Annotated in this window: 24 protein-coding genes; 10 read left to right on the top strand and 14 right to left on the bottom strand. The window is 59.5% G+C overall.

Annotated features, from left to right (window positions below; genetic code table 11):
• The first annotated feature begins 7 nt into the window (after nucleotides 1-7).
• The 4 genes from ACYVM5_RS12855 (at nucleotide 8) to ACYVM5_RS12840 (ending at nucleotide 3,067) form a co-directional block, all read left to right on the top strand.
• The gene (locus ACYVM5_RS12855) at nucleotides 8-760 is read left to right on the top strand and encodes a hypothetical protein (protein ID WP_460618512.1); all 753 of its coding nucleotides are present in this window, start codon (nucleotides 8-10) and stop codon (nucleotides 758-760) included.
• Entirely contained in the window at nucleotides 757-1,023 is a 267-nt protein-coding gene (locus ACYVM5_RS12850) for a barstar family protein (RefSeq protein WP_460618511.1), read from the top strand. Before ACYVM5_RS12855 ends, ACYVM5_RS12850 begins: the two co-directional genes overlap by 4 nt.
• A gap of 105 nt (nucleotides 1,024-1,128) precedes the next feature.
• On the top strand, nucleotides 1,129-2,112 hold the full coding sequence (locus ACYVM5_RS12845; RefSeq protein ID WP_460618510.1) for an ABC transporter ATP-binding protein: 984 nt from the start codon (nucleotides 1,129-1,131) through the stop codon (nucleotides 2,110-2,112).
• 145 nt (nucleotides 2,113-2,257) lie between these two features.
• Nucleotides 2,258-3,067 (top strand): SDR family NAD(P)-dependent oxidoreductase, encoded by an 810-nt coding sequence (locus ACYVM5_RS12840; RefSeq protein WP_460618509.1) that lies wholly within the window; start codon nucleotides 2,258-2,260, stop codon nucleotides 3,065-3,067.
• A gap of 170 nt (nucleotides 3,068-3,237) precedes the next feature.
• Here ACYVM5_RS12840 and ACYVM5_RS12835 read toward each other — a convergent pair whose 3' ends face one another.
• The gene (locus ACYVM5_RS12835; RefSeq protein WP_460618508.1) at nucleotides 3,238-4,284 is read right to left on the bottom strand and encodes a hypothetical protein; all 1,047 of its coding nucleotides are present in this window, start codon (nucleotides 4,282-4,284) and stop codon (nucleotides 3,238-3,240) included.
• Nucleotides 4,285-4,643: 359 nt separating this feature from the next.
• Between ACYVM5_RS12835 and ACYVM5_RS12830 the strand changes: the two genes are divergently transcribed.
• Complete coding sequence (locus tag ACYVM5_RS12830) at nucleotides 4,644-5,582, top strand: D-2-hydroxyacid dehydrogenase (RefSeq protein ID WP_460618507.1); 939 nt, start codon at nucleotides 4,644-4,646, stop codon at nucleotides 5,580-5,582.
• Between the two features lie 27 nt (nucleotides 5,583-5,609).
• On the opposite strand, the gene ACYVM5_RS12825 is transcribed toward ACYVM5_RS12830, so the two are convergent.
• The gene (locus ACYVM5_RS12825; RefSeq protein ID WP_460618506.1) at nucleotides 5,610-6,557 is read right to left on the bottom strand and encodes a pectinesterase; all 948 of its coding nucleotides are present in this window, start codon (nucleotides 6,555-6,557) and stop codon (nucleotides 5,610-5,612) included.
• A gap of 101 nt (nucleotides 6,558-6,658) precedes the next feature.
• Nucleotides 6,659-7,606, bottom strand: a complete 948-nt coding sequence (locus ACYVM5_RS12820) for a pectinesterase (protein WP_460618505.1) — start codon at nucleotides 7,604-7,606, stop codon at nucleotides 6,659-6,661.
• A gap of 163 nt (nucleotides 7,607-7,769) precedes the next feature.
• Here ACYVM5_RS12820 and ACYVM5_RS12815 point away from each other — a divergent pair, with 163 nt between their 5' ends.
• Nucleotides 7,770-8,687, top strand: a complete 918-nt coding sequence (locus tag ACYVM5_RS12815; protein ID WP_460618504.1) for a carboxypeptidase-like regulatory domain-containing protein — start codon at nucleotides 7,770-7,772, stop codon at nucleotides 8,685-8,687.
• A 63-nt stretch (nucleotides 8,688-8,750) separates the two neighbouring features.
• Here the strand turns inward: ACYVM5_RS12815 and ACYVM5_RS12810 are convergent, their stop codons facing one another.
• The 8 genes from ACYVM5_RS12810 to ACYVM5_RS12775 form a co-directional block, all read right to left on the bottom strand.
• Nucleotides 8,751-9,581 carry an enoyl-ACP reductase FabI gene (locus ACYVM5_RS12810; protein ID WP_460618503.1) on the bottom strand — a complete coding sequence of 277 codons (831 nt, stop codon included), beginning with the start codon at nucleotides 9,579-9,581 and terminating at the stop codon, nucleotides 8,751-8,753.
• A 109-nt stretch (nucleotides 9,582-9,690) separates the two neighbouring features.
• Nucleotides 9,691-11,361, bottom strand: a complete 1,671-nt coding sequence (recN, locus tag ACYVM5_RS12805; RefSeq protein WP_460618502.1) for a DNA repair protein RecN — start codon at nucleotides 11,359-11,361, stop codon at nucleotides 9,691-9,693.
• 89 nt (nucleotides 11,362-11,450) lie between these two features.
• Entirely contained in the window at nucleotides 11,451-12,374 is a 924-nt protein-coding gene (gene porD, locus ACYVM5_RS12800) for a DUF4835 family protein (protein ID WP_460618501.1), read from the bottom strand.
• Nucleotides 12,371-13,021, bottom strand: coding sequence for a phosphopantothenoylcysteine synthetase/decarboxylase family protein (locus ACYVM5_RS12795; protein WP_460618500.1), 651 nt, complete (start codon nucleotides 13,019-13,021; stop codon nucleotides 12,371-12,373). Before ACYVM5_RS12795 ends, porD begins: the two co-directional genes overlap by 4 nt.
• 71 nt (nucleotides 13,022-13,092) lie before the next feature.
• The gene (locus ACYVM5_RS12790) at nucleotides 13,093-13,683 is read right to left on the bottom strand and encodes a phosphopantothenoylcysteine synthetase/decarboxylase family protein (protein ID WP_460618499.1); all 591 of its coding nucleotides are present in this window, start codon (nucleotides 13,681-13,683) and stop codon (nucleotides 13,093-13,095) included.
• Between the two features lie 138 nt (nucleotides 13,684-13,821).
• Nucleotides 13,822-14,169, bottom strand: a complete 348-nt coding sequence (locus ACYVM5_RS12785) for a DNA-directed RNA polymerase subunit omega (RefSeq protein ID WP_460618498.1) — start codon at nucleotides 14,167-14,169, stop codon at nucleotides 13,822-13,824.
• A 19-nt stretch (nucleotides 14,170-14,188) separates the two neighbouring features.
• Nucleotides 14,189-15,019: an outer membrane protein assembly factor BamD gene (locus ACYVM5_RS12780; protein WP_460618497.1), complete on the bottom strand. Its 831-nt coding sequence runs from the start codon at nucleotides 15,017-15,019 to the stop codon at nucleotides 14,189-14,191.
• 105 nt (nucleotides 15,020-15,124) lie between these two features.
• Nucleotides 15,125-16,933, bottom strand: coding sequence for an OstA-like protein (locus ACYVM5_RS12775; protein ID WP_460618496.1), 1,809 nt, complete (start codon nucleotides 16,931-16,933; stop codon nucleotides 15,125-15,127).
• Between the two features lie 88 nt (nucleotides 16,934-17,021).
• Here ACYVM5_RS12775 and tilS point away from each other — a divergent pair, with 88 nt between their 5' ends.
• The 3 genes from tilS (at nucleotide 17,022) to ACYVM5_RS12760 (ending at nucleotide 20,172) form a co-directional block, all read left to right on the top strand.
• Nucleotides 17,022-18,353 (top strand): tRNA lysidine(34) synthetase, encoded by a 1,332-nt coding sequence (gene tilS, locus ACYVM5_RS12770; RefSeq protein WP_460618495.1) that lies wholly within the window; start codon nucleotides 17,022-17,024, stop codon nucleotides 18,351-18,353.
• 140 nt (nucleotides 18,354-18,493) lie between these two features.
• The gene (mdh, locus tag ACYVM5_RS12765) at nucleotides 18,494-19,438 is read left to right on the top strand and encodes a malate dehydrogenase (RefSeq protein WP_198066863.1); all 945 of its coding nucleotides are present in this window, start codon (nucleotides 18,494-18,496) and stop codon (nucleotides 19,436-19,438) included.
• Nucleotides 19,439-19,605: 167 nt separating this feature from the next.
• Nucleotides 19,606-20,172 (top strand): macro domain-containing protein, encoded by a 567-nt coding sequence (locus tag ACYVM5_RS12760; RefSeq protein WP_460618494.1) that lies wholly within the window; start codon nucleotides 19,606-19,608, stop codon nucleotides 20,170-20,172.
• A 15-nt stretch (nucleotides 20,173-20,187) separates the two neighbouring features.
• Here the strand turns inward: ACYVM5_RS12760 and ACYVM5_RS12755 are convergent, their stop codons facing one another.
• Nucleotides 20,188-21,162, bottom strand: a complete 975-nt coding sequence (locus tag ACYVM5_RS12755; RefSeq protein WP_460618493.1) for a hypothetical protein — start codon at nucleotides 21,160-21,162, stop codon at nucleotides 20,188-20,190.
• Nucleotides 21,163-21,295: 133 nt separating this feature from the next.
• On the bottom strand, nucleotides 21,296-21,958 hold the full coding sequence (locus ACYVM5_RS12750; RefSeq protein WP_460618492.1) for a helix-turn-helix domain-containing protein: 663 nt from the start codon (nucleotides 21,956-21,958) through the stop codon (nucleotides 21,296-21,298).
• A 170-nt stretch (nucleotides 21,959-22,128) separates the two neighbouring features.
• Between ACYVM5_RS12750 and ACYVM5_RS12745 the strand changes: the two genes are divergently transcribed.
• Nucleotides 22,129-22,533 (top strand): hypothetical protein, encoded by a 405-nt coding sequence (locus ACYVM5_RS12745; RefSeq protein ID WP_460618491.1) that lies wholly within the window; start codon nucleotides 22,129-22,131, stop codon nucleotides 22,531-22,533.
• Nucleotides 22,534-22,543: 10 nt separating this feature from the next.
• Here the strand turns inward: ACYVM5_RS12745 and ACYVM5_RS12740 are convergent, their stop codons facing one another.
• Nucleotides 22,544-23,479: a rhomboid family intramembrane serine protease gene (locus ACYVM5_RS12740; RefSeq protein WP_460618490.1), complete on the bottom strand. Its 936-nt coding sequence runs from the start codon at nucleotides 23,477-23,479 to the stop codon at nucleotides 22,544-22,546.
• Nucleotides 23,480-23,529 lie beyond the last annotated feature (50 nt).

Raw genomic sequence — 23,529 nt, 5'->3', positions numbered from 1 at the left:
TTGAGTTATGGCTCTACGATATACCAGCAAACTCTTTCGCGCGCTCTGGCTCTGCGTTTTAATTTTCGCTTCTTCCTGCGAGATTAAATATTCCAGTGAGGTTACAAACACCGACAAAAAGGAGAAATCAATTGCAGAGATGAGCCAAGAAGCTTGCGATTGTTTTAGCAAGCAAAAAGGTGATATTGATGCCCGTATGGCACCGTGTATAGAGAATGTATCTTATTCTCAGACAGTCAATCTCCCTGAAGGTTATAGCCTGCAAGATTCAGTTTTAGCAGTGGGCAAAATAAAATCTAAGATGGATTCTATTAATGCTAAGAAAGTAGCTGACTTATCCACTATGACGCGGTATATGGCTGTTTCATGTGATGCTTTTGGCTCAGAATTAGAAATACTGTACGACAAATGGTATCCTATCGACAGTTCAGCAGCTAATCTGGATTCAATCAAAAGTTTAGACAGCAAATTCCGAATGCTGGCAGTCTCAGACACGGCAAAAAAAACGGTATTGCACAAACTAATTTCAAAAAATATTGAAGCCAGAAGATTAGAGGAAGGATTGCGGAGATGTCAACAAATGAAACAGCTCTTCAAGAATGAGGGAGGCGCATATTATGCAAGCGCGTTCATATACAACTTGCAAAAAAAATATCCCGAGGCAATCAGTGAATTGAAGCAAGAAATATCTATCAGTGGCGATAAGAACCTTGAGCTAATTGTCGCTGTAATTAAAAGGAAAGCACAGCGTAATAAATGACCATCGACCTCACCGGCATCGACACCAAAGCAGCTTTTCACCAGACGATGAAACGCGAGCTGGGCTTTCCGGACTGGTACGGCGTGAGCTGGGACGCTTTCTGGGATGCCATCATCGCCGTGGTCGAAATGCCGGATACCGTGATGTTGCAGCACTGGCAAGCCTTCGCCCAAGCCTGCCCCCACGACATGGCCATCCTGCGCGACATCATCGCCAACTACCCCCACGAGAAGCCCGGCAAGCAGCTACTGCTCGCTCCGTAAGCCGCTGTCAGAGGCTGCAAATCGACTTACATACGCTGCGCGGTCAAATGACGATGTTCTGACCGCTGCTGACGCGCGGCGGCCAGCCCCGTTCTTTGCGGCCGCATGGACATCCTCACCGTCACCAACCTCAACCTCACCGAAAACGGCTTTACCGCGCTCCAGCCCATCAGCTTCACCCAAAAAGCCGGGCAAAAGCTGGCCTTGGCCGGCGAAAGCGGGGCCGGCAAAAGCACCCTGCTGCAACTCGTGGCCGGCCTCATCCAGCCCAGTACCGGCGTGGTGCACGCCAATGGCAGCCGCGTGCGCGGCCCGCAGGATGTATTGGTGCCCGGCCACCCCGGCGTGGCCTACCTCTCGCAAAAGTCAGATTTGCCGCAGTTCCTGCGCGTCGAGCAGGTGCTGCGCTACGCCAACAAGCGCCCCGAGGCCGAGGCCCAGGCCGTGTACGCCCTCTGCCGCATTGCCCACCTCATGCCGCGCCGCACCGACCAGCTTTCCGGCGGCGAGCAGCAGCGGGTGGCGCTGGCCCGGCTGCTACTGGGCGCGCCCCAGCTGCTCCTCCTCGATGAGCCGTTCTCGAACCTCGACCGCACGCACAAACGCCTGCTGCAGAGCATCATCGAAGACCTGGGCACGCGGCTGGGCATCACATGCCTGCTCGTCTCGCACGACGCGGCCGATGTGCTGGGCTGGGCCGATGAAATCCTGGTGCTGCACCGGGGCCGGCTGGTGCAGCAGGGCACGCCCCAGCAGCTCTACCACCAGCCCGTGGACGAGGCCACGGCCGCGCTGTTCGGCGACTACAACCTGGTGCACGGGGCGGGCCGCCGCGCCCTGCTCCCCGGCAAGCGCTTCAAGAAAGATACCGCGCTGCTGGTGCGTCCCGAGCAGCTACGGCTGGAGCCAGCGGCTGGCGGGGCCGTGGGCACGGTGCGGGCCGTGCGGTTTCTGGGCAGCTATTACGAAGTAGAACTGACGCTGGCGGAGAATATTTTGCGCGCCCGAACGGACAAATCGGACTGGCAGCCGGGCGAGAAAATAAGCGTAGCGCTAGCCACTGGCGGGGGCTGGAATATCAGCGTGTAGCGGGGGCATTGCGCGGCGGCGCGGGAGTACAAAACCTGCCGCTACGGACTCGCGAAGCGTGTGCTACGAGGCTAAGCCCGACAATAACCCGGTTTTGGTGGGTTGCGTTAGGATTTATTCCAACCTAATCAAACCACCCTTTCTCATGGCAGACCAAACCCAAACCGCCCTTATCACGGGCGCCAGCAGCGGCATCGGCCGCGAGCTCGCCAACTGCTTCGCGCAGGACAAATACAACCTCATTCTCGTGGCCCTGGAGCCCGATTTGCTCGACAAAGCTGCGTCGGAAATCCGCCAGCAATTTGGCGTTCAGGTCACCACCATCGCCAAAGACTTGTTCAAACGCGACGCGCCGTTTGAGGTGTACAACGAAATCAAGGCCAAGGGCACTCGGATTGACGTGCTGGTGAACGACGCCGGCCAAGGCCAGTACGGCACCTTCGACACCACTGACATCAACCGCGAGCTGGACATTATTCAGCTGAATATTGGGGCGTACGTGGTGTTTACGAAGCTGTATCTGCAGGAATTCAAGGCCCGGAACGAGGGCAAAATCCTGCTGGTGGGCAGCATCGCGGGCGAGCTGCCCGGCCCGCTGCAAGCCGTGTACCACGGCACCAAAGCCTTCGTAAACTCCTTTGCTGAGTCGATTCAGGAGGAGAACAAGGACAGCAACGTCACCATCACCAACCTGCTGCCCGGCGTCACCAAAACCGACTTCTTCAACAAAGCCCACATGACGCAGGCTAAAAACGTGGCCGACGGCCAGGGCATGGAGCCCGCCGACGTGGCCCGCGACGGCTACAAAGCCCTGATGGCCGGCGAGCATCGCGTCATTTCCGGCATCATGAACAACGTGCAGGTGGGCGCGAGCAAGGTAATGCCCGACCCGTTGGTAGCGGCCCAGGTGCACAAGCAGAGCGCCCCCGTCGACGGCGACGAAAGCGCCCGCTAGATTACGGGAATGCGTATAAAAGCAAAGCCCGGCCGTATTGGCCGGGCTTTTTGTTGTTTTCAGAACGAGGTAGAGACGCAATATTTTGCGTCTCGTCGTTGAACGGCTCGCGCTGAACGGTGCCGCCTTACGCTAACGGCGCGAACGCCGAGACGCAAAATATTGCGTCTCTACATGCGGGGGTGCACCTTGGTCTTCAAGGGGCCAGCCTTGGCCTTGCCCGGGGCAGCCTTATCGGCGAAGGCCGTGGGGCGCGCCTCAAGAATCTGTTCGGCGGCCACGCGCTGCAAGCTGATGGCCTCGGCCGGGCTAACGCCCAGGGCGGCGGCGGCCTGCTCGGCCCCGCCGAGGGCGCGGGGGTCGTGGCCGGTGATTTCGCCAAACAGCACGCAGGCCGTGAGGTAGGCTCCCCAGTTGCTGGGGTGGTAATGGTCTTCGGCCCAGAGGTCGAATTTGCCGGGCTCGGGCGCGTAAGGGTTGCGCTGGGCCACGCCGGTTTGCACGGCGCGCAGCCAGGCATCGCCGGCCGGCGCAATGCTTTTGAAGCCCGAGTTTTGGGCCAGCAGGCCGTAATAAGAGGCGTGCAACTCTTGGGCCATCGAGTCGATGGGCAGGCCGGCGAAGGGCTTGCCAGCCTGGTAGGTGAGGTCGGCACGGGGCCAGGTCTGGAAGAGGAACACGCTGGCGGCGGGGTTGGCCGCGTGCACGGCGCGCTCCAGCCGGGTAGCGTAGTCGCGGAACAGGTCGGGGTGGCCGCCGTGGCGCGGGGGCAGCGCCCACTGGCTGTGCTCCTGCAGCACCACCGTGTGCCAGCGCGGCTGCTGAATGATGCTGAGCGCGTGCTCGTAATGGTATTGCAGCGGCCGGGCGTTGATTTCCTCGAAGTGCACTTCGTAGCTCAGGCCGGCTTCTTCGGTGAACTGCTGGAAGATGCCGGGGATGCCGCCCCACACCACGGGCTCGCCGGTGGTGGTTTCGCAGCGCGGGTCGGTGGCGGGCAGGCCGTAGTTTTCGTCGGTGACGTGGGCGGCGTTGTAGGCCAGCACGGGCTGGTACTTGCCGTGAAAAAAGCTGTTGCCGACGAACAGAATGGTCTTGACGGGCGGAGCTGCCGCCGGAGTGCGGACGGGCCGTGCCTGCGCCCCAGCCGGGACGGGCAGGACCGGCAGCAGGCCCGCCACAGCCACCACCAGCAGCTTTCGTAACGTTTGAATCACAGAATAGAAGTAAGTAACAGGGGCCATTGCAGCAGCCCACCCCACAAGGCCGGCTGTCGCAATTACCCCGAAGAGCGGGAATTTGGGGGCGCAAGAAACGGCTTTTTTAGCACACAGCCCCCGTTTCCATGCATTCGCTCCCTCACAGCAGCTTCTGCACCTGGGCCACTTCGGAGCGCGCGGGCATCCAGGCTCTGGGGTCAGCCGGGTACGGAGGCCGGCCCGGACACGTCTACCCCCACCCGCATTCGGACCATTCCTTCATAAAAAGTACGCCGTCCGGGCAGCAATTTTGTTCATCATTCCGTTTCAGGCACTCACGCTTGCCAACTACCCGCGGCCGTACCGGCTGCTCCCCCATGCATCTTTTCGTTTATTCTCCCCTCAGCGCCTCAGCCCGCGCCTACCTTCAGCAACAGCTTCCCGCCGACGTAGAAGTCACTTTCAGCCACGATTTAGCCCCCGAAGACCAATTCCCCGCTTTCCAGGAAGCCGAGGTGCTGCTTGGCAATCCGCCGCCCGTGTGGCTGGCAGCCGGCCCCTCGCCCCGGCTGCGCTTCTGGCAGATAGATTCGGCCGGCTTTGAGCGCTACCGCCACCTGCATTTGTCGCTGCCCGTGGCCAACATGGGCGACTTCTTCGCCTGGCCCTGCGCCGAAACCATGGTGGGCGGCCTGCTGGCCCTCTACCGCCACCTGGGCGAGCTGGCTGTGCTGCAGGCCGAGAAAAAGTGGGTGGGCGGGGCCTATGTGCGCAACCGCGCCGGCCTGTTGCGCGGCAAGCGCGTGGTGGTGCTGGGCGCGGGTGCCATCGCGCTGGCTGTGCGCCAGCAGCTCAGCGGCTTCGAGTGCCCGGTGCAGCTGCTGGCCCGCACCCACCCCGAGGCGCAGCTCCATTCCAAAGAAGACCTGAAAGCCGTGCTGCCCGAAACCGACATCGTGATAAATACCCTCCCTGGTAGTGCCGAGGGCTTTTTCTCGGCCGATTTGGTAGCGGCCATGCGCCCGGGCAGCATCTACGCCAGCGTGGGCCGCGGCAACACTACCGACGAGCCCGCCCTCATCCGCCTGCTGCAGGCCGGCTACCTCGGCGGGGCCGTGCTCGATGTGACAGCCATCGAGCCCCTGCCCGCCGACAACCCGCTCTGGACCCTGCCCAATGTGCTGCTCACCCAGCACACCGGCGGCGGCCAGCACCACGAAGACGAAAGCAAAGTCGACGTACTGCTGCGCAACCTAGAGCACCTACGCCACGGCCAGCAACTGGATAACCTGGTGGATTTGAGCCGGGGGTATTAGCCGGAATTCCAGCAATCCATTACCCTACTACTTGCCCGGCACCCACGGCACCTCCGCCGCAAAAACGGCCTTTAACGTGTAGCCCTTCGCCTCCTTCGCCGTGAGCTGGTGCGACCACGGCACCCGGGCCGCCGGGTTAGCGCCCGGCCCGGTGGAGCGGTATTCGGCGAAATAAGCCGTCTTTTCATTGGCCGGATTCTTCCAGTTGTCCCAGCCGGCGGGCACGATGTGGCCACCCATTTCGGTATTCAGATACGCGACTTTGGCATTGGGCCGCCAGGGCCGGCCGAGGTGCACTTTTTTCGCCAGGGCGGTATCAGCCGTGAGCTTGCAGTTCATAAACACGAAGCCGAAGGGTTGCTGCTCGGGCGTGGAAGCGGCCGTGATGAAGGAGTTTTTCTTGCTTTTGATAACGCAGTGGTCGAACACGGCCGTGCTGGCCCCGAAGATGAAATCCGTCGTGCCTTCGAGGTAGCAATCCTGGAAATACTGGCGGGTGTGGCCAGCGGCCAGAAACAGAATGTCCTGATTGCCCACCACGCGGCAGTTTTTAAACGCGCAGCGGTCGCCCTCCACGTGCAGGGCCACGGCCTGGCCGGCGGTGTAGCCGGCGTTGTTTTCGAAGGTGAGGTTTTCGGCGACGAAATCGTTGGCCTGCACCAGCGCCGAATACGAGGTATAGGTGTTGTGCCCGCCCGCGTCGCCGGTGTGGTCGTTGAAAGTGAGGATGGTGGTTTCGGCGTTTTCGCCCACCAGTTTGATGTGCGTTTTGAGCGTATTCACCACCAGTTTTTCGCGGTAAGTGCCCGGCTTGATACGGATGGTCACCGTGGCTTGCGACTGGTTGGGCACGGCATCCACGGCGGCCTGCACGGTGCGGTAGGTGCCGGTGCCATCCTGCGCCACGGTGATGGGGTCGGCGGGCGTTTGGGCGAAAGAGGGGGCGGCGAGGAGCGCGAGGAGCAGAAGTTTCATAGAAATGTAGCGCGGACTTTGTAGTCCGCGTCCGCCGCGGAAACCTAAATAAAATAATACCCGAACAGCGCGGGGACGCGGACTACAAAGTCCGCGCTACATCACTCTGCCGGCTGCCAGCCGTGCAGCACGTTGTCGCGGGTATACAGCCGTGACTCCGCCTCCGTCAATTGATGCGACCACGGTACCCGCTTGGTAGGTGCGGCCCCCGGCCCATTCGACTTATACTCGGCGTAGTAAGCTGTTTTCTTGTTTGATTGCTTGTCCCACGGGTCCCAGCCTTCGGGCCGAATCATGGCCCCCAGCTCGCAGTTCAGGTACACGGTTTTGGCGTAAGGCCGCCAGGGCCGGCCCAGCCCGAAACTGCCCGCCGGCGCATCGCCGGTTATGCGGCAACGGCTGAACACGTAGCCAAACCGGGCCGTGTCGGGCGTGCTACCCGCCGTGACGAACCCACCGCGCTTGCAGAAAATCTCGCAGTCCTCAAACCACGCTGTGCTCGAACCGAAGATGAAATCCACCGTGCCCTCGATGTAGCAGCTCTTGTAAAATTGCCGGCTGCCGCGCCCATACGTGTAGAGTGTGTCCTGAAAGCCCAAAAATCGGCAGTTCACAAACGCTGCTTTGTCACCATCCACCCACACCGCCACCGCCTGCCCTACCGGCCCCGACGAGTTCTGGAACGTCAGGTTCTCGGCCGAAAAATCCGACCCATAGATATAGCAGCTCGCTGAGCCCGACGTGCCTTTGTCTTCGCCAAAAATGTTCTTCTTCTGGTTATAGTCGTCGTAGGTCAGGATGGTCAGGTCCCGGTCTTCGCCAATGAGCTTCACCAACTGCTTCGAGCCAGCCAGCACCAGCTTTTCCTTGTAAATGCCCTTTTTGATGAAGATGGTGGTGACTTTTTTCCGAAAATCGGGCACCGCATTAAAGGCTTCCTGCACGGTGCGGAACCGGCCGCTGCCGTCCTGCGCCACCACAAAATCGTAGCCCCAGGCGCGGCCCAGCCCGCCAAAAACCAAGAGCACCAGCAGCAATAGATTCTTCATGATTCAGCGCTAAGTATGCCGCAAACCTAGCGGCTGGCCGGGCCGAAAGCACGGACTTTCTGCGCAATCGTTGCCGGCCATATCGCGGCATTTCTTATTTCCACATGTGCAATCAGGCCACTGCGGGCATCGGAAAGGCACTGCTACACTTCAATAGGCATTTATGCGACTACTCTTACTTCTCTGCATCTGCCTGTGGTCCTCCCTTGCCTTCAGCCAAACCACTATTTCCGGCCGGGTGCTGGACGCGAAATCCGGTGATGGGCTACCCGGCGTCACCGTGCTGCAAACGGCCACTATCAATGGGACATCTTCCGACGCCCAGGGCTATTTCTCCTTCACAGTACCCGAGCAGTCCGACAGCGTGGCGCTCACGGTTTCATCCATTGGCTACGTCACGCGGCGTTTCCGCGTAGCGGCGGGCAACGCCCCCGTCACAGTCCGGCTGGCAGTCGACCTGAAGCCTGCGCCCGTTTGCTGCTTTGCCCCAGCCTGGCTGCAACTGTCCTTACTCAGCGGCGTGCGCTATGCTCCCGTTGGCGCGAGTGTGTTGCTGGACGGTTCCGCTTGCATTCGCGTGCCGCTCACGGCCACCGCCAGTTACCAAACGAATTTTGCCCGCAACCACGCTCTGCACATTGGCCTGGGCCTGCCATCTATTCGGCGTTTCCGCGCCCCTAGCATCACCGAAAACCTGGATTACCAACAACTGCGCGTACCCGCCGCCAACACAGTATTTGACAGCTACACCGCCGACCTGGGCTTCTACCTCGGCTACCTTGGTGGCGTGCGGCTCCCCACCTTTGTGCTGGGCACGGGCTATGCACGCTGGCGCCAAAACGAGGCCGACCTTTCGTCCACAAGCACGGGCTATGGCTACACGTTTGGGCTGCGGTTCAGTGCGTTTCCGGCACCATTCAACGTATATGCATCAGCCAAAGCCACTCATTGGCCAACTTATTGGCAGTGGCAAGGAAGCCTCACGCACGGCCTGCCCCGCAATTTTCAAGCCGGCGTCGCATTGAATCAGGTGCGCAATTATACTGAATTGTCTCTCCTGCTGACCCGCTATTTCTACTAAGTCAACCACAAAAAAGCCCGGCCAATTGGCCGGGCTCTTTTGGCAAGAAATTAAGCCGAAGAATTATTCCTGCATGCCCGACACCTTCGTCAGCACGTCCACAATCTCGGCCGAGATGCCGGTGGTGCTGAAGCCGCCGTCGTGCATCAGGTTCTGCATGGTCACGTAGCGCGTCAGGTCCGAAAACAGCGAGATGCAGTAGTCGGCGCAGGCTTCGGCCGGGGCGTTGCCCAGCGGCGACATCATGTCGGCGAAGTTATAGAAGGCATCGAAGCCGGTGATGCCGGTGCCGGCCGTGGTTTTGGTGGGCGACTGCGACACCGTGTTCACGCGCACCTTTTTCAGCTTGCCAAAGCGCTGGCCATAGCTGCGGGCAATGCTTTCGAGCATGGCCTTGGCCTGCGTCATGTCGGTGTAGTCGAGGAAGGCGCGCTGCGAGGCGATGTAGCTCAAGGCCACGATGCTGCCCCACTCGTTCATGGCGTCCTGCTTCTCAGCCACGGCCATCATCTTATGAAACGACATGGCCGACACGTCAATCGTCTGCTGGAAGAATTTGTAGTCCAGCTCGCCGTAGTGCTTCTTTTTACGGATGTTGGCGCTCATGCCAATGCTGTGCAGCACGAAGTCAATCTTACCGCCCAACTTCTCCTGCGCCCCCGAAAACAGAGCATCCAATTCCTCCGTCGACGTGGCATCGGCCGGGATGATGGGCGCGTTGCACTCCTCGCTCAGCTTGTTGATTTCGCCCATCCGCATGGCCAGCGGCGCATTGGTGAGCACGAAGCGCGCCCCTTCGGCGTATGCCCGCTGGGCCACTTTCCAGGCAATGGAATGTTCGTTGAGCGCGCCGGAAATGATGCCGACTTTGCCGGCGAGGAGGTTGTTAGCCATTGAGTGACTGAGTAATGGAGTGACTGAGTGAAGGCAGCAGACCGTTGGCCCGGCTGGGATTACGGCGCAAGTTAGCAATTCACTCAGTCACTCAGCCAATCAGTCACTCTTATGCCGCCACCTCGCCCCGCAGCGCCAGCAGTTCGCGGGCGCTCTGGAAGGCGTTTTCGCTGGGCTTGGCGCCCGCAATCATGTGCGCGATTTCCTTGATGCGGTCGTCCTGGTTCAGCTCGCGAATGCGGCTCACGGTGCGGTCGGCGCGGTCTTCCTTGTACACGAAGTAGTGCACGTCGCCGGCCGCTGCCATTTGCGGCAGGTGCGAAATGGCCACAAGCTGGTGCTTCTGTGCCATTTGCTGCATCATGCGGCCCACTTTCACCGCGATTTCGCCCGAAATACCGGTATCAATCTCATCGAATACAATCGTGGGCAAAGCCGTCTTATCGGCCAGCATATATTTGATGCACAGCATCAAACGCGAAAACTCGCCACCCGAAGCAGCCTTGCTCAGCGTCTGGGGCTGCGCGCCCTTATTGGCCGTGAAGAGGATGCTCACCACGTCAATGCCGCTGGTAGCTGGCGCGCCGGTGCTGTGCTGCACCACAATGCGGGCGTTGGGCATGCCCAAATCGGCCAGCAGCAAGCCCAACTGCTTCTCGAAATGCGGAAACGACTTGCGCCGGCTCTCCGACAGCTTGTTGCCCTGTTTGGTCACGGCCGCCAGCGCGGCATCTGAATCTTTGCGCAGGCGGGCAATTTCCTTGTCCAGGTTCAGCACCGAGCTCACCTTCTGGCGCAGGCTGTCGCGCACCTCTATCAGTGCGGGCAGGTCGCGGGCCTGGTGCTTGCGCTGCAGGGTGTAGAGCACGTTCAGGCGGTCCTGGAGCTCCTCGGCGCGGGCGGGGTCACCCTCGGTGCGGCGCTCAGCAGTTTCTACCTCGTCGGCGATGTCGTGGAGCTCAATCAGGCAGCTGTTCAACCGCTCGCGCAGCTCTTTAAAGGTATCGGCGTAGCTCGACACCTGGCCCAGCAGGCCCACGGCCTCCTTGAGGTTGCCGGTGGCGCAGGTTTCGCTGTCGCGCAGCCCGTGCAACGCCTGGCTCAGCTTGTACTTGATTTCTTCGGCATGCTCCAGTTGCTTGATTTCCTGCTCCAGCGCGTCCTGGTCTTCGGTATCGAGGCGGGCTTCCTCCAGCTCATTCAGCAGAAAGCTGTTGTAATCCAGCTCTTTGCTGGCCTGGGCCGCTTGGCTTTCCAGCGCCTGCAAGTCCGTTTCCAGCTTGCGGTACTGCCGGAACGCGTGGCTGTACATGGTGCGCTGCGGCACCAAGCCGGCGTACAAATCCAACAAATTCAGCTGAAAAACGCCGTCACCCAGCAGCAGTGTATCGTGCTGCGAGTGGATATCCATCAAATTGGCCCCGATTTTCCGCAGTGCTTCCAGCGTCACCGGGGTGTCATTTACAAAGGCGCGTGATTTACCATTTGGGCTGATTTCGCGCCGCAGAATGCAGTGCGTATCATAGTCCAAATCCTCAGCCTCGAAAATATCCTGGAGCTGATAATTCGCAATATCAAACTGTCCCTCAATCACGCACTTGCGCTCGGTATCGAACAGCATCCGCGAATCGGCCCGGTTGCCCAGTAGCAGGCCGATAGCGCCCAGCATAATGGATTTACCGGCCCCGGTTTCACCCGTAATAATGTTTAACAGTGGCGAAGGGCGCAATTCTAATTGCTCAATCAGCGCGTAATTATTAATCCGTAAATCGACTAACATTATAATTAATTATGAATGTTGAATTATGAATTATGAATTAGAAAATCACCCAAACGGCAACTCATGATTCATAATTAATAACTCATAATTTACTTGAGTACTGTTTGATATTTCGCAGAATTGGTCGGGTCTACTTCTGTGAGCATGGTCACAAGCTGCTGCTTCTGCTGCTGGTCCTGACTAGTGCGGAAAATATTGGCAATTTCATCCGACTTCGCATCGAAAAAAGCGCGGGCAAATAAGGTTCCGGGGCGCGTGAGGGCAGCTTTTTGCACGCCCGTCAGGGCCGCCATCACCGAGGTGCGGGCTTCTTCGGGCTTCTCGATGAAGATGTCCATGCCCTGGCGATAGTAGCCGTAGAGCCCCGTGCGGAAGGCTTCGAGCTGCGGGTCGGTCAGGTTATCGAGGATGAAATGGCGCTCGCGTGAGCCGCTGCCGCGCCAGCCTTCGTCGGTTTCGTTGGTCTGGGTTTGGTTGGCCGAATAGTTGACCACGTTGCGGGCCAGCTCATAATACGGCGTGCCGCCCAGCCGGGCATACGTGTCGCGGTCAATCCCGATGACGAGGTAGGCGTAATACCCCAGCAGCGACGACAGATTGGAAACGAAGCTGTTGGGCGAAAAATCCAGCGGGTTTTGCGGCGAGTAATTGAAGTTAAAGCTGCGGTCTACAATGCTCACCACGTTGGTTTCGTAGCCGGTGCCGTACACCGGGCGAGTCGAAATCAGGCGCATGGTAGTGTTATAAGTACCGTTCTGCGGGATGGCCGTGATGCCAACAAAAATCTTCAGCCGAATCCGTTCCTCGGGACGGTAAGTTTGAGTGGTCCACGCCCGGTTGTTGAGGAAGGTGCGGATGTCGTTCTGCATCTGCGTGACGATGGTGGGGTCCGAAATCGTCACGTTTTCAGTCGACACGCGCACTTCGGCCAGCAGCTCCTGGGCGCGGGCAGTGGGGCCGGCCAGCAGTAGCAGGGCAAATACGGGCAGCGCCACGAGGAATTTTCGCATCATGAGGAAGGGGCCAGACGGGCCAGAATCAGGCTAACCAGTCCGCGGGCCACGTCGGCTTTGGACTGCAACTCAAAATTAACGATTTGGCCGGCCGCATCCAGCACAGTCACTTTGTTGGTGTCGTGGCCGAAACCCGCGCCCGCGTCGCGCAGGGAATTCAGCACGATGAGGTCGAAGTTTTTTCGGTGCAGCTTGTCCTGGGCGTGGGCCAGCTCGTTCGTTGTCTCCAACGCAAAACCGACGGCAAATTGTTCAGCCCGCTTACGCTGGCCGAGCGTGGCGGCAATGTCCACGTTTTTCACCAGCTCCAGCGTCAGCGTTTCGCCCGATTTCTTGATTTTATCAACCGCGACGTGGGCCGGTCGGTAGTCGGCCACGGCCGCCGCGAACACCCACACGTCGGCCTTATCCGCCACTTCGGCCGCCGCAGCAAACATCTCCGCCGCCGTTTCCACCCGCACCGTGCGAATGCGCGGATTGGCAGGGTCTGGTAACTGGCTGGGGCCGCTCACCAGCGTCACGTTAGCACCGTGCGCGGCAAAGGCTTCGGCCAGCGCGTAGCCCATTTTGCCCGTTGAGCGGTTGCCGAGAAAACGGACGGGGTCGAGCGGTTCGTAGGTTGGGCCGGCCGTGAGGAGAACGTGCATCAACTATCTAAGTGGATTGAGGGAAAACGAACTCAAAGAACGTCACGCTTTGGCTACGCTCCGCACGACATTCATTTAGCCCCAGTATTAGCAAAATGCTGCTCCATTTCCGCCACAATATCTTCCGGCTCCAGCATACGGCCCTGGCCGCTGAGGCCACTGGCCAACTCGCCGCTGGGCGAATCAAAAACGTGGTTGCCGAAGGAGCGCAGCCGCGTCAGGTTTTGCGTCACGGCCGGGTGAGCGAACATATCCAAATCCATGGCCGGGGCCAGAAACACCGGGCAACGGGCCGACAGATACACAGCGCACAGTAAATTGGGGCACAGGCCATTGGCCAACTGCCCAATAGTATTGGCGCTGGCGGGCGCAATCAGCAGCGCATCGGCCCAGAGGCCCAGCTCGACGTGGTTATGCCATTCGCCGGCGGCCGCATCACGCAAAAAACCCGTCAGGACGGGCTTTTTGGAGAGGGTTCCCAGCGTGAGGGGCGTCACGAAAGCCGTGGCGGCTTCGGTGAGGATAACCTGCACTTCGGCTCCGGCTTTGATGAGCAGGCGCGTGAGCGGAGCGGCTTTGTAGGCAGCAATGCTACCGCTGACACCCAACAGGATGCGCCGACCGGCCAGAGAAGAAGATTGCAGGTTACTGATTTCAGGCATCACCGAGTAAAATCAAAAAACGTCATGCTGAGCGCAGCCGAAGCATCTCGCGTGTGGTAGTAAATAAATTACTTACACGGTAGAGATGCTTCGGCTGCGCTCAGCATGACGTTCTATTATTGAACTACCGTAGTTCGTTTAGAACAGCTCACGGGGCACCGGAACTTCTTCGGGTGCGGGCGTGGAGTAGTAGATTTTGCCTTGCAGGAACTCCTCAATAGCCAGGCTGGTAGGCTTGGGCATGCGCTCGTACTGCTTGGAAACCTCGATTTGCTCGCGGTTTTCGAACACTTCTTCCAGGTTGTCAACCGTGGAGGCGAACTCGGCGAGGCGGTCGTTCAGCTCTTCTTTCAGCTTCACCGACAGTTGGTTGGCGCGCTTCGAAATCACGGCAATGGCCTCGTACACGTTGCCGTTGTCGCCGGTGATGTCGGCTACGTTGCGCGTGATGATGGAGCTCGACGTGGTGTTGGGATTAGGTTTCATGGGCTGATTTAGTGACTAATTAGTTGGCGGCGGCCGTGGGCACGGCCTTCAGGCGAACAATCTCGGCCTGGCTGAAATCGTACATATCCTGCGCGGCTTTCAGGCTCTTGCTTTTGGGGTATGTATCAAGGAACTGCTGGTAGAAGTTCACCGCGTCGAGGAAACGTTCCCGCTGCTTCGATTCGATGCTTTCCTTGGCCCAGGCGTATTGGGCGCTCAGGCGCAGAAAGGAGGCCTGCTCGGCGTAAGCCGAAGCCGGATAATTGAGCTGAAAATTGGTGAGGGCCACCACGGCCGCCTGGTTGTAGCGCAGCTGATAGTAGAGGCGGGCACTCTCAAACGCTTTGTTTTCCAGCTTGCGCTGGAGTTCCTGCGACATGTTCTCGGTTTCGGCCTTGAACTTGCTTTCGGGGTAGCGGTTCAGGAAATCCTGGATGGATTCGAGGGCCGAAACGGTGTTGGTCTGGTCGAGTTCGTAGCCCGGCGAATCAAGAAACAGCGACTTGGCGTGCAGATATGCGGCTTCTTCGGCGTACTCGGAGTTGGGGTACGTGTCGGTGAACGACTTGAAATAGAACGCGCTCAACACGTAGTTGCGCTGCTTGTAGTTGGTGTTGGCAAAGTAGAACTGGGCTTTTTCGGCCTCGGGGCGGCCTTTCAGCAGCGGAATGAGGTCTTCGAGCAGCGTGCCGGCCCGGAAGAAGTCGCCCTTGTCATAGTACTTGACGGCGGCTTCGTACTTTTTATTGACGTCGGTGCTTTTCAGCAGGCGTTGGTAGCCACTGGCGCAGGAGCCCAGAATGAGCGTACTAACGAGCAGAAACAGAACCGTGAGGCGGGAAATCGGCATAAGGGGTGCAAAGGTAACGATTTGAGCCGGCGGAGGCAAGCCGGCCGGCGGCCCGGGCAGGCCCGGCTGCCAGCAAGAGGCCCGGCAGTGGGCCAAAGGTTGCAGCTAGCGCTGCCTGGGAGTAGCCACGGCGGCCGGCTTGGCCGGTGCAGAAATGGCGGGTTTGGTGACCGGCCTGGCGGGTTGGGCCGGGGCAGCGGGCTTGGGGCTGGTGGTTTTGGCGGGTGTTTTCGCCTTGGGTTTGGTGGTTTTAGTGGCGGGAGCGGTGGTTTTCTTTACCACTTTTTTCTTGACGACCTTCTTTTTGGGGCGGTCGTCGAACTGCTTGCCCAACACCTGGCGGCGGGTGGGCCGTTCCTTGGCGCGCCACTGGTAGCCTTTCAGGCGCTCATCGTCGGGCTTGAGTTCGTGGGGCGGGATGAACTTGGCCTCGGGATTGGAGAGGACGGAGATTTTATTGAGCTTGTTATCAAGGAATAATAGGCGCATGTTGGCCGAGAGCACGCGATTCATGCCGGTGGTGGCGGTGTCGCCATCGAGGGCGTAGAAGATGCTTTCGGCATTGCCGAGCACGTCCACGCGGCGCATTTTATTGTCGCGGAAGTAGGCCATCATGTTGCGGCCCTTGGTTTGGTTGAAGTTCAGGAGCGTGTCCTGATTCACGGCAAACGCATTGGAATAGAGCCGCATCTCGTCTACTTTGCCGCGCTTCGAGCGAATCTGGATGGAGTCGGCGGTGAGCTGGTTTTTGGCCTGCCACAGCACCGGGTCGCGGTTCATGTAGATGATGCTATCCTGCCGGTCGTAGGTCAGCGAGTCGCAGATTCCCTGCATGTTACCCCGAAAAATCTGCACCTTCGGGTAGGCGTAGAGGATGGTGCGCGTGGTGGTCTGGCCGGGCCGGGCCTCAATGCTGATGAGCGTATCGGCGGCCATATACAGCGTGTCTTTCTGGCTGCCGATGTTGCGCACCACCGGCCGGCCGCCGTAGAGTTTGGTGCGGCCCAGGGCGCGCCAGTATCTGCCGGCGTCGCCGCGCAGTACCAGGTTGTCCTTCTTGGAGGTGAGCGAGACGTGGCCCCGTGCTACGCCATACTGCTTCACCTCGTCATACACCAGTTGGTCGCCGCCCAGCAGGTAGTTGGGCGTGTCGATTTTGGCGTTGCGCTTGAAGTCGGAAACGCGGGTCTTGGTGTTGTAATTGCCGCCCTCGGCGTACAGATTCCCCTGCTTGCCCTTGATGCGCGTGGGGCCGTTGAAGTAAGCAATTTTACTGACGGTGTTGTAGCGCAGCGTGTCGTTGTTCAGCTCCGAATCGGGCGTCACGAGGTGCACGTTTTGCTTGAAAACGAATACCTTGGAGTTGGTGTCGTAGAAACCCTGCTGGCTGTCGAGGGTGTTCTGGGGGTCGGTGAGGTGGCCGGTTTCGGAGTAAGAGGCCGTTTTGCGGTTCAGGTCGTAGTCGAGGCTGGGCGTGGTCAGGGTCATGCGCGGGTCGCGCATCACCACGTTGCCGGTCATGCGAGCTGTGCGCAGGGCACCGTCGTAAAAGCCGTGGTCGCCGGTGATGGTCATGGTGTCGCTCTGCACCACACGCACGTTACTAAACGCCTCTACCTGATTGCGCTCCAGGTATTGATAAGCCGAATCGCAGTACAGAAACACGTCGTCCTGCTGAAAGCTGACGTTGGTAATCAGCTTGCGGATTTTCACCCCTTCAAAGTCGCCGCCCACCAGCGCGCCGGCCGTGAGCAGCTTGATGGGCGAGCCCTTGGCCGCGGGCGGATTGGTGCCAGCACGCGGACCCGCCGGGGCAGTTTGCGGCGGCCGGGCGGCCGGCGGCGCGGGGCGCTGGGCCTGCCCCAGCAGCGGCACCAGCAGGCACAGAAGTAAAAAAACGCGAAAGACGGCCATTGAGGGCGCAAAGGTACGGACGGAGGCCGCGCTAACGGCCATCTTTGCACCGTAGTACATACTGGCCCATGGGGCTGCCCGTTGCATCATGCTGGAATCCGTTCGCCGCTTCATTGAAGAAAACAATCTATTTTCCATCGAAAACGACCCCATTCTGGTCGCGGTCAGCGGCGGGCTCGATTCGGTGGTGATGCTGGACGTGCTGCACAAGCTGGGCGCGCAGGTGGCGGTGGCGCATTGCCACTTCGGGCTGCGGGGCGAAGATGCCGACGCCGACGAGCAATTTGTGCGCAAGCTGGCCAAACAGTACGGCCTCCCCTACTTCGCCGAATTTTTCCAGACCAAGGCCTACGCCGAGCAGGAAGGCATTTCGACCCAGATGGCCGCCCGCTTCCTGCGCTACCGCTGGTTTGAGCAGGTGCGGCAGGCGCAGGGCCTGGCTTACATCGCCACGGCCCACCACCAGCGCGACGAGGCCGAAACCATGATTCTGAACCTCACGCACGGCACCGGACTGGCCGGCCTGCACGGTATTCAGGTGAAAAACGGCCACATCATCCGGCCGCTGCTGGGCCTGGGGCGCGACGACCTGCACGAATACCTAGTGGAGCGCGGCCTGCGCTGGCGCGAAGACGACAGCAACGACAGCCCCGTGTACCAGCGCAACCTGCTCCGCCACGAGGTGCTGCCCGTGCTGCGCGAAATCAACCCCAACCTCGACCAGACCATGCACGCCACCGCCGAGCGCGTGGGAGGGGCCGAGGAAATCGTGCGCCGCTACGTGGAGGAAACCGCCGCCCAGGCCCGCCGCGACGAGGCCGAAGTGACGTACCTGAACATCAGAACCCTGCAAAAAACGGCGGCCACGGCCCTTGTGCTGCACGAGATTTTGCGGCCATTTGGCTTTTCGTGGTTGGTGGTGAAGGACATTGTGGCGGCTTTCGACGGCGAGAGTGGCCGGCGGTTTGACTCGCCCACGCACCGGCTGGTGAAAGACCGGGAAAACCTAGTTATCACGCCGCGCCGCACTTCGCAGTTTGGCACGTTCCAGTTGGCAGCGGGCCAGACGGACCTACTAGCCGACGGCATGCGCCTGAAAGCCGAGTTGCACGACGATGCCCGACACTTCATCATTCCGCGCTCGAAAAGCACGGCCGCGCTCGATGCCGATAAAATTAAATTTCCCCTCACGCTGCGCAAATGGCAGGAAGGCGACTGGTTTATGCCCCTCGGCATGAAAGGCAAAAAGCTGCTCAGCGATTTTCTTATCGACCAGAAAGTGCCGCTCAACTTAAAAGATGACGTGCGCGTACTCACCTCCGCCGATGGCAAAATCTGCTGGGTGGTGGGCTGGCGTGTGGATGACCGGTTTAAGGTGGAAGAAACCTCTGAGCGCGTGCTAACCGTTCAGCGCATGTAGCGTGGACTCTGCGAGTCCGCGCCCGGACCACACGCGGACCACGCGCTGCGCGGACTCGCAGAGTCCACGCTACGGGTGCGGTAGTTGCGAGTCGTGCCGTACTTTTACCCGCGAAACTCCAACCCCCCAATTCTTTTTCTATGAAAGTTACCGTAGTCGGAGCCGGCAACGTAGGCGCAACCTGCGCCGATGTGCTCGCCACCCGTGAAATTGCCAACGAAATTATTCTGGTTGACATTAAGGAAGGCATCGCCGAAGGCAAAGCCCTCGATATCTGGCAGAAAGCTCCGATTATCGGCTACGATTCCCGCACCGTGGGCGTGACCAACGACTACGCCCGCACCGCTGGTTCGGATGTGGTGGTGATTACCTCGGGCCTGCCCCGCAAGCCCGGCATGAGCCGCGACGACCTGATTGCGACCAACGCTGGCATCGTAAAATCGGTGACCGAGCAGGTGGTGGCCCACTCCCCCAACGCCATCATCATCGTGGTGAGCAACCCGCTCGACGTGATGACCTACCAAGCCCACCTCACCGCCAAGCTGCCCCGCGAAAAAGTATTCGGCATGGCCGGCATCCTTGACACGGCCCGCTACCGCGCCTTCCTGGCCGAAGCCCTGAACGTGAGTCCGAAAGACATTCAGGCCGTCCTCATGGGTGGCCACGGCGACACCATGGTGCCCCTGCCCCGCTACACCACCGTGGGCGGCATCCCGGTTACCGAACTGATTTCCAAAGAGAAGCTTGACGCCATCGTGCAGCGTACCGCCGTGGGCGGCGGCGAGCTGGTGAAGCTGATGGGCACTTCTGCTTGGTACGCGCCCGGCGCAGCGGCGGCCCAAATGGTGGAAGCCATCGTGCGCGACCAGCGCCGCGTGTTCCCCGTGTGCCTGGAGCTGCAAGGCGAGTACGGCATCAACGGCGTGTACCTCGGTGCCCCGGTTATCCTCGGCAAAAACGGCGTGGAGCGCGTGATTGAACTGCAGCTCAACGACGAAGAGAAAGCGCTGCTCGAAACCTCGCGCGGCCACGTGAAAGAGGTGATGGACGCGCTCGACAAAATGAGCGCTGCCCCAGCCGCTTAAGGCCTGCTGGTTAAGAATTGAAAAGCCCCGCTGGATATTCTGGCGGGGCTTTTTGTTTGGATATCAATGTAAGCCAGTATCTTGCTGGCTAAATTCTATTCAAGCACCTAAACCTGATTGATACAAACCCAGAAGTAACCGACGCCTGGGGAAAAGTTTTTTCCGACGTGCCGCAGGTCACCGTTCGTCTCGGTTCCATCTTCGACTACCCGGCTGATGCGCTCATCAGCCCCGCAAACAGCTTCGGCTACATGAATGGCGGGCTGGACTTCGCCATCTCTAAAAACCTGGGATGGCACTTGGAAAAAGACCTGCAGCGTATTATCAGAGAGAAACACTATGGGGAGTTGCTGGTCGGACAGGCCGAAGTCATACCGACTGGCAGCACGAACTTCCCATACCTGATTGCCGCTCCCACGATGCGCACCCCTATGACCATTACGCGCGGTCCCAACGTGTATCTGGCCATGAAAGCCATTTTACAGTTACTCCGCTACGGTCGGCTGGCCACTGGCGAACTGATACAGGAAAAAATACAAGGTGTTGCAGTGCCGGGACTGGGGACAGGTGTGGGACAGGTCAGGCCGTTGGTATGTGCCCGGCAGATGCGACTGGCTTGGGAAGATGTGATGCGGGAGAAGTTTGCTACCGAAGCGGGCTGGGAGGAAATGTGTGCGAATTATGCCTACTTCTATACTCATAACCGCTCCGATATCAAGTATGACATCTACTGAGAAAAGTATTCAACCCTAACGCGATATCACCCCAAACCGCCCAGCCTTCGCATCCAGAATAATGGTGTGCTGGCTGAAAGGTGCGTTGCCCAGCATGCCGCCCATGCCCGAAAAACGTGTTAGCGTGCGCTGCATGAATGTGGTGCCGTCGATGTAAGTGACTGTGCCCAGCGGCACGGTAGCCGCGCCAAACTGCATGGCGGCGGTGGTAGCTATAGTGTGCGCGGTCAGGGTTTTGCCCCAGGAATTCACCGGAACCGACTGAGCCGTGGCGGCCGGCTGGGCCATTTGCTGCCAGTTGGCGGGCGCGGTGAGCAGGGCGAAGGCACTGCTACCCGAGTCGAACATCAACTCCTGTGGCTGGCCCTGCAAGCCCACACGCAGCAACACCCGCCGCTCTTTGAAGCTCATGGGCACGAAGGCGGCGCGGCGCAATAGGCTGTCGGGGACACTATCGCTCAGCGAGAAGCGCTGTCGGGCGTAGTCGATGACCAATACGCGGCCATCGAAAATGTCCGTGCCGAGGGTGCCGATAATAAAGGGCTCGTTGGGGTTGGAGGGCAGTTGGGTAGCGTTGGCATAGGGCCGCACCCAGATTTTGCGGGCCAGCACTTGGCCCTGACCTAGAGCAAACTGCAAGTTGTGAACGGTATCAGCTTGAGCCTGCAGTGCGGCGCGGGTAGCGGGAAAGTTCGCTCGCAGAACTTCCAGCGCGTTAGACTTGAGCAGGGTGTACGGAGCGCCGGTATCGAACTGCAGGTAGCAGGTGCGCGGACAGCCGGGCACGCTGACGGGCACCAGCAGCGCCGCGTGGGCCAAGTGGTGGGTAGTATCGGCTTCCCAAACGAAGGCAGTGGTGGCAGGCAGCTGCGAAACCGCTAGCTGATTGGCCGGGGCCTGGAACTGCTTGCGGAAGTAGAAGTAACCACCGACGCCGCTTAAAGCGAACAGGGCGAAGATGGCCAGCAGGGTTTTGGCAAGGACTTTCATGAGGCAGGAGTTGGCGGTGGTTGACGGGTCAAACCTACCATGGCCCCTCCCTGGGCTCCTGCGTCATTGGGGCGTCATTTTGCCGCCATTTCGTTTAACTAATTGATAATAAGCAAGTATTGTTCACCTCAAACTATAGCCGGATAGGGTATATGTCGAGCCGGCCTTGGCGCAGCCGCAACTGGTTGTAGCCTACTGTTCCAATATTGACCAAGTAGGTAAGTACGAAGACGGCGAGAAATACTCCTTTCAATGCTACGCCGAAATAGAAGAACATGGCCGCTTGCAGCAGCAGCACCATCAGGTAGCTGAAGAAGCTGGCCGCCTGCCACAGCACCTGAAACCCGACGACCCGCCGGCCCACTTCGGCGGCGTGCGCGGTGTCGTGGCGATGCTTGCGCCAGAGCAGATAAGGCACTAGCAGGTTGAGAAATGGAAATATCAGCAGGCACAGCGCGCTCAGGTTGAGCAGTTCCAGTACTTGCGGGTCGGCGGGCAACGAGGGGGTCGCGGGGGACGCAGGCGTAGCAGGTGGCGGTGACTCAGGCCACTTGGACGAAAGCATATGCGCAAGCGCAATGGCCGGCTCAGCAACGAGCGTGGGCGCAGTTAACAGGGCATTAAGTGGGACCTCGAGAGCGGTGGCGAGGGCTTGAATGGTGTGGCCGCGCGGCACGGTTTCGCCCTGCTCGACCCGTTGAATGGTGCGCAGGCTAACGCCCGATTGCTCGGCCAGCAGTTCCTGCGAGAAACCTTTGCTTTTGCGAATGGCCAGAATACGAGCGGCAGAAAACATGAATGCAGGCGAAATCAGGGGTAGCTAATCAGGAGCTGGTAAATATATGGCAATGAAGCCCAAGCCCTCTTACCTCCAAATACCGCCACCGAGCATACCCAAATCAACCTCGAATTTGCTTTAAAATATTCTTACCTTGCAATATTCTCACTCACCCGGCCGGCTACCCCATGAAGAAATCCCTGACCAATTCGTTCGACAAGGTATTCTTAACCATCGAATTCGATGCGGCCAATCAGTGGATTTACAATAACTGGACGGGCGTACTACCCACCGAAAAGGTCATTCAGGGCTGTCAGGCGACCATTGATTTTCTGCGGGAAAACCGGTGCGCCCACATGCTGAACGACAACCGCGAAGTCATCGGCTCATGGAGTTCGGCTAATGATTGGATTGCCGAGAATTGGATGCCGCAGGTGATGGTGCTGGGCTTGAAGCGTTTCGCGCACATTGTCTCGCCGGGCATTTTCGGCCAGGCCTCGGCCGCCGAAATGGTGACGCGGGTGGGCCACCAATTCGAAATACGGCTGTTTCAGGACGTAGAACTAGCCAAAGCCTGGTTGCGTAGCGCGTAAGCTCCGCCGGTTACTGCTGGCTGGCGCGGAAGAGCTTTTGCTTTTCCTCTTTACTCAGGCTCTCGTAGCCGGAACGCGAAATCTTGTCCAGAATGCTGTCGATTTCGTCCTGCATGGGCTGGCCGGGGGCGTTGGGCTTCTTGCTGCTGCTCATGGAGGAAGCAGCCACGGGCTCGGGGCGGCGCGTGCTGCTGCTCACGCGCATGGCCGGCCGCGGGCTGCTTAGACGGCTAAACCAATTGCCGACGGCCTGCACCGGCCGGCCCAAATCGCGCCCGCTTTGCAACTGCTTGATGAATACGAAGCCCAGCAAGGCTCCGCCCAGGTGGGCCATCATGCCGCCCGGATTACCACCGCTGAGGCCGGCGAGCGAGAGCAGAATCACGACGGCCGCAATCCACTTGATTTTGACCGGGCCGATGAGAATGACCATGAACGTATAGTCGGGCAGCAGCGTGGCCGCGGCTACGATGATGGCCGAAACCGCCGCCGAGGCCCCGTTCATGGGGCTGCCCAGGCCGGGCTGGAAAGCCGGAATCAGGTTGAAGCTGAGCAGGAAGAAGGCCGCACCGGCCAGCGCCCCCAGAATGTAGATGCTCACAAGCCGGCGGTTACCGAGATATTCGCGGATGAGCTGCCCGAACCAGTACAGATTCAACATGTTGAACAGGATGTGCAGCAGGCCGTCGAAGAAGCTTTTCTGGTAGGTGGTGTGCGTGAAAGCGTAGGTGAGGACGGTCCAGGGGTGGCGGATGAACTCCGGCAGCGCCGACGACAGCTCGAACTGGCGCAGCAACAGCGGAAAATAGCCGCTGCTGCTGGTGATGGTCATCACGGCCTGCACCACAATCAGGCCCGCAAACACCAGCACATTGAGCATAATGAGCTGCATGAGGGCATTGTCGCGCTGGCTGAAGGCGGTGCGGATGTCTTGAACGATGCTCATGGCACGTATCGGGAAGTAAACTGATGCTACGAATTAAACGGATTTGCCGC

Source organism: Hymenobacter ruber (genome assembly GCF_054783255.1).
This window is presented reverse-complemented; position numbering and strand designations above follow the sequence as displayed.

Excerpts from the sequence above, each read along its gene's own strand:
- ACYVM5_RS12855 (WP_460618512.1), top strand. The coding sequence starts at position 8 with ATGGCTCTACGATATACCAGCAAACTCTTTCGCGCGCTCTGGCTCTGC.
- ACYVM5_RS12850 (WP_460618511.1), top strand. The coding sequence starts at position 757 with ATGACCATCGACCTCACCGGCATCGACACCAAAGCAGCTTTTCACCAG.
- ACYVM5_RS12845 (WP_460618510.1), top strand. The coding sequence starts at position 1,129 with ATGGACATCCTCACCGTCACCAACCTCAACCTCACCGAAAACGGCTTT.
- ACYVM5_RS12840 (WP_460618509.1), top strand. The coding sequence starts at position 2,258 with ATGGCAGACCAAACCCAAACCGCCCTTATCACGGGCGCCAGCAGCGGC.
- ACYVM5_RS12830 (WP_460618507.1), top strand. The coding sequence starts at position 4,644 with ATGCATCTTTTCGTTTATTCTCCCCTCAGCGCCTCAGCCCGCGCCTAC.
- ACYVM5_RS12825 (WP_460618506.1), bottom strand. The coding sequence starts at position 6,557 with ATGAAACTTCTGCTCCTCGCGCTCCTCGCCGCCCCCTCTTTCGCCCAA.
- ACYVM5_RS12820 (WP_460618505.1), bottom strand. The coding sequence starts at position 7,606 with ATGAAGAATCTATTGCTGCTGGTGCTCTTGGTTTTTGGCGGGCTGGGC.
- ACYVM5_RS12815 (WP_460618504.1), top strand. The coding sequence starts at position 7,770 with ATGCGACTACTCTTACTTCTCTGCATCTGCCTGTGGTCCTCCCTTGCC.
- ACYVM5_RS12810 (WP_460618503.1), bottom strand. The coding sequence starts at position 9,581 with ATGGCTAACAACCTCCTCGCCGGCAAAGTCGGCATCATTTCCGGCGCG.
- recN (WP_460618502.1), bottom strand. The coding sequence starts at position 11,361 with ATGTTAGTCGATTTACGGATTAATAATTACGCGCTGATTGAGCAATTA.
- porD (WP_460618501.1), bottom strand. The coding sequence starts at position 12,374 with ATGATGCGAAAATTCCTCGTGGCGCTGCCCGTATTTGCCCTGCTACTG.
- ACYVM5_RS12795 (WP_460618500.1), bottom strand. The coding sequence starts at position 13,021 with ATGCACGTTCTCCTCACGGCCGGCCCAACCTACGAACCGCTCGACCCC.
- ACYVM5_RS12790 (WP_460618499.1), bottom strand. The coding sequence starts at position 13,683 with ATGCCTGAAATCAGTAACCTGCAATCTTCTTCTCTGGCCGGTCGGCGC.
- ACYVM5_RS12785 (WP_460618498.1), bottom strand. The coding sequence starts at position 14,169 with ATGAAACCTAATCCCAACACCACGTCGAGCTCCATCATCACGCGCAAC.
- ACYVM5_RS12780 (WP_460618497.1), bottom strand. The coding sequence starts at position 15,019 with ATGCCGATTTCCCGCCTCACGGTTCTGTTTCTGCTCGTTAGTACGCTC.
- ACYVM5_RS12775 (WP_460618496.1), bottom strand. The coding sequence starts at position 16,933 with ATGGCCGTCTTTCGCGTTTTTTTACTTCTGTGCCTGCTGGTGCCGCTG.
- tilS (WP_460618495.1), top strand. The coding sequence starts at position 17,022 with ATGCTGGAATCCGTTCGCCGCTTCATTGAAGAAAACAATCTATTTTCC.
- mdh (WP_198066863.1), top strand. The coding sequence starts at position 18,494 with ATGAAAGTTACCGTAGTCGGAGCCGGCAACGTAGGCGCAACCTGCGCC.
- ACYVM5_RS12755 (WP_460618493.1), bottom strand. The coding sequence starts at position 21,162 with ATGAAAGTCCTTGCCAAAACCCTGCTGGCCATCTTCGCCCTGTTCGCT.
- ACYVM5_RS12750 (WP_460618492.1), bottom strand. The coding sequence starts at position 21,958 with ATGTTTTCTGCCGCTCGTATTCTGGCCATTCGCAAAAGCAAAGGTTTC.
- ACYVM5_RS12745 (WP_460618491.1), top strand. The coding sequence starts at position 22,129 with ATGAAGAAATCCCTGACCAATTCGTTCGACAAGGTATTCTTAACCATC.
- ACYVM5_RS12740 (WP_460618490.1), bottom strand. The coding sequence starts at position 23,479 with ATGAGCATCGTTCAAGACATCCGCACCGCCTTCAGCCAGCGCGACAAT.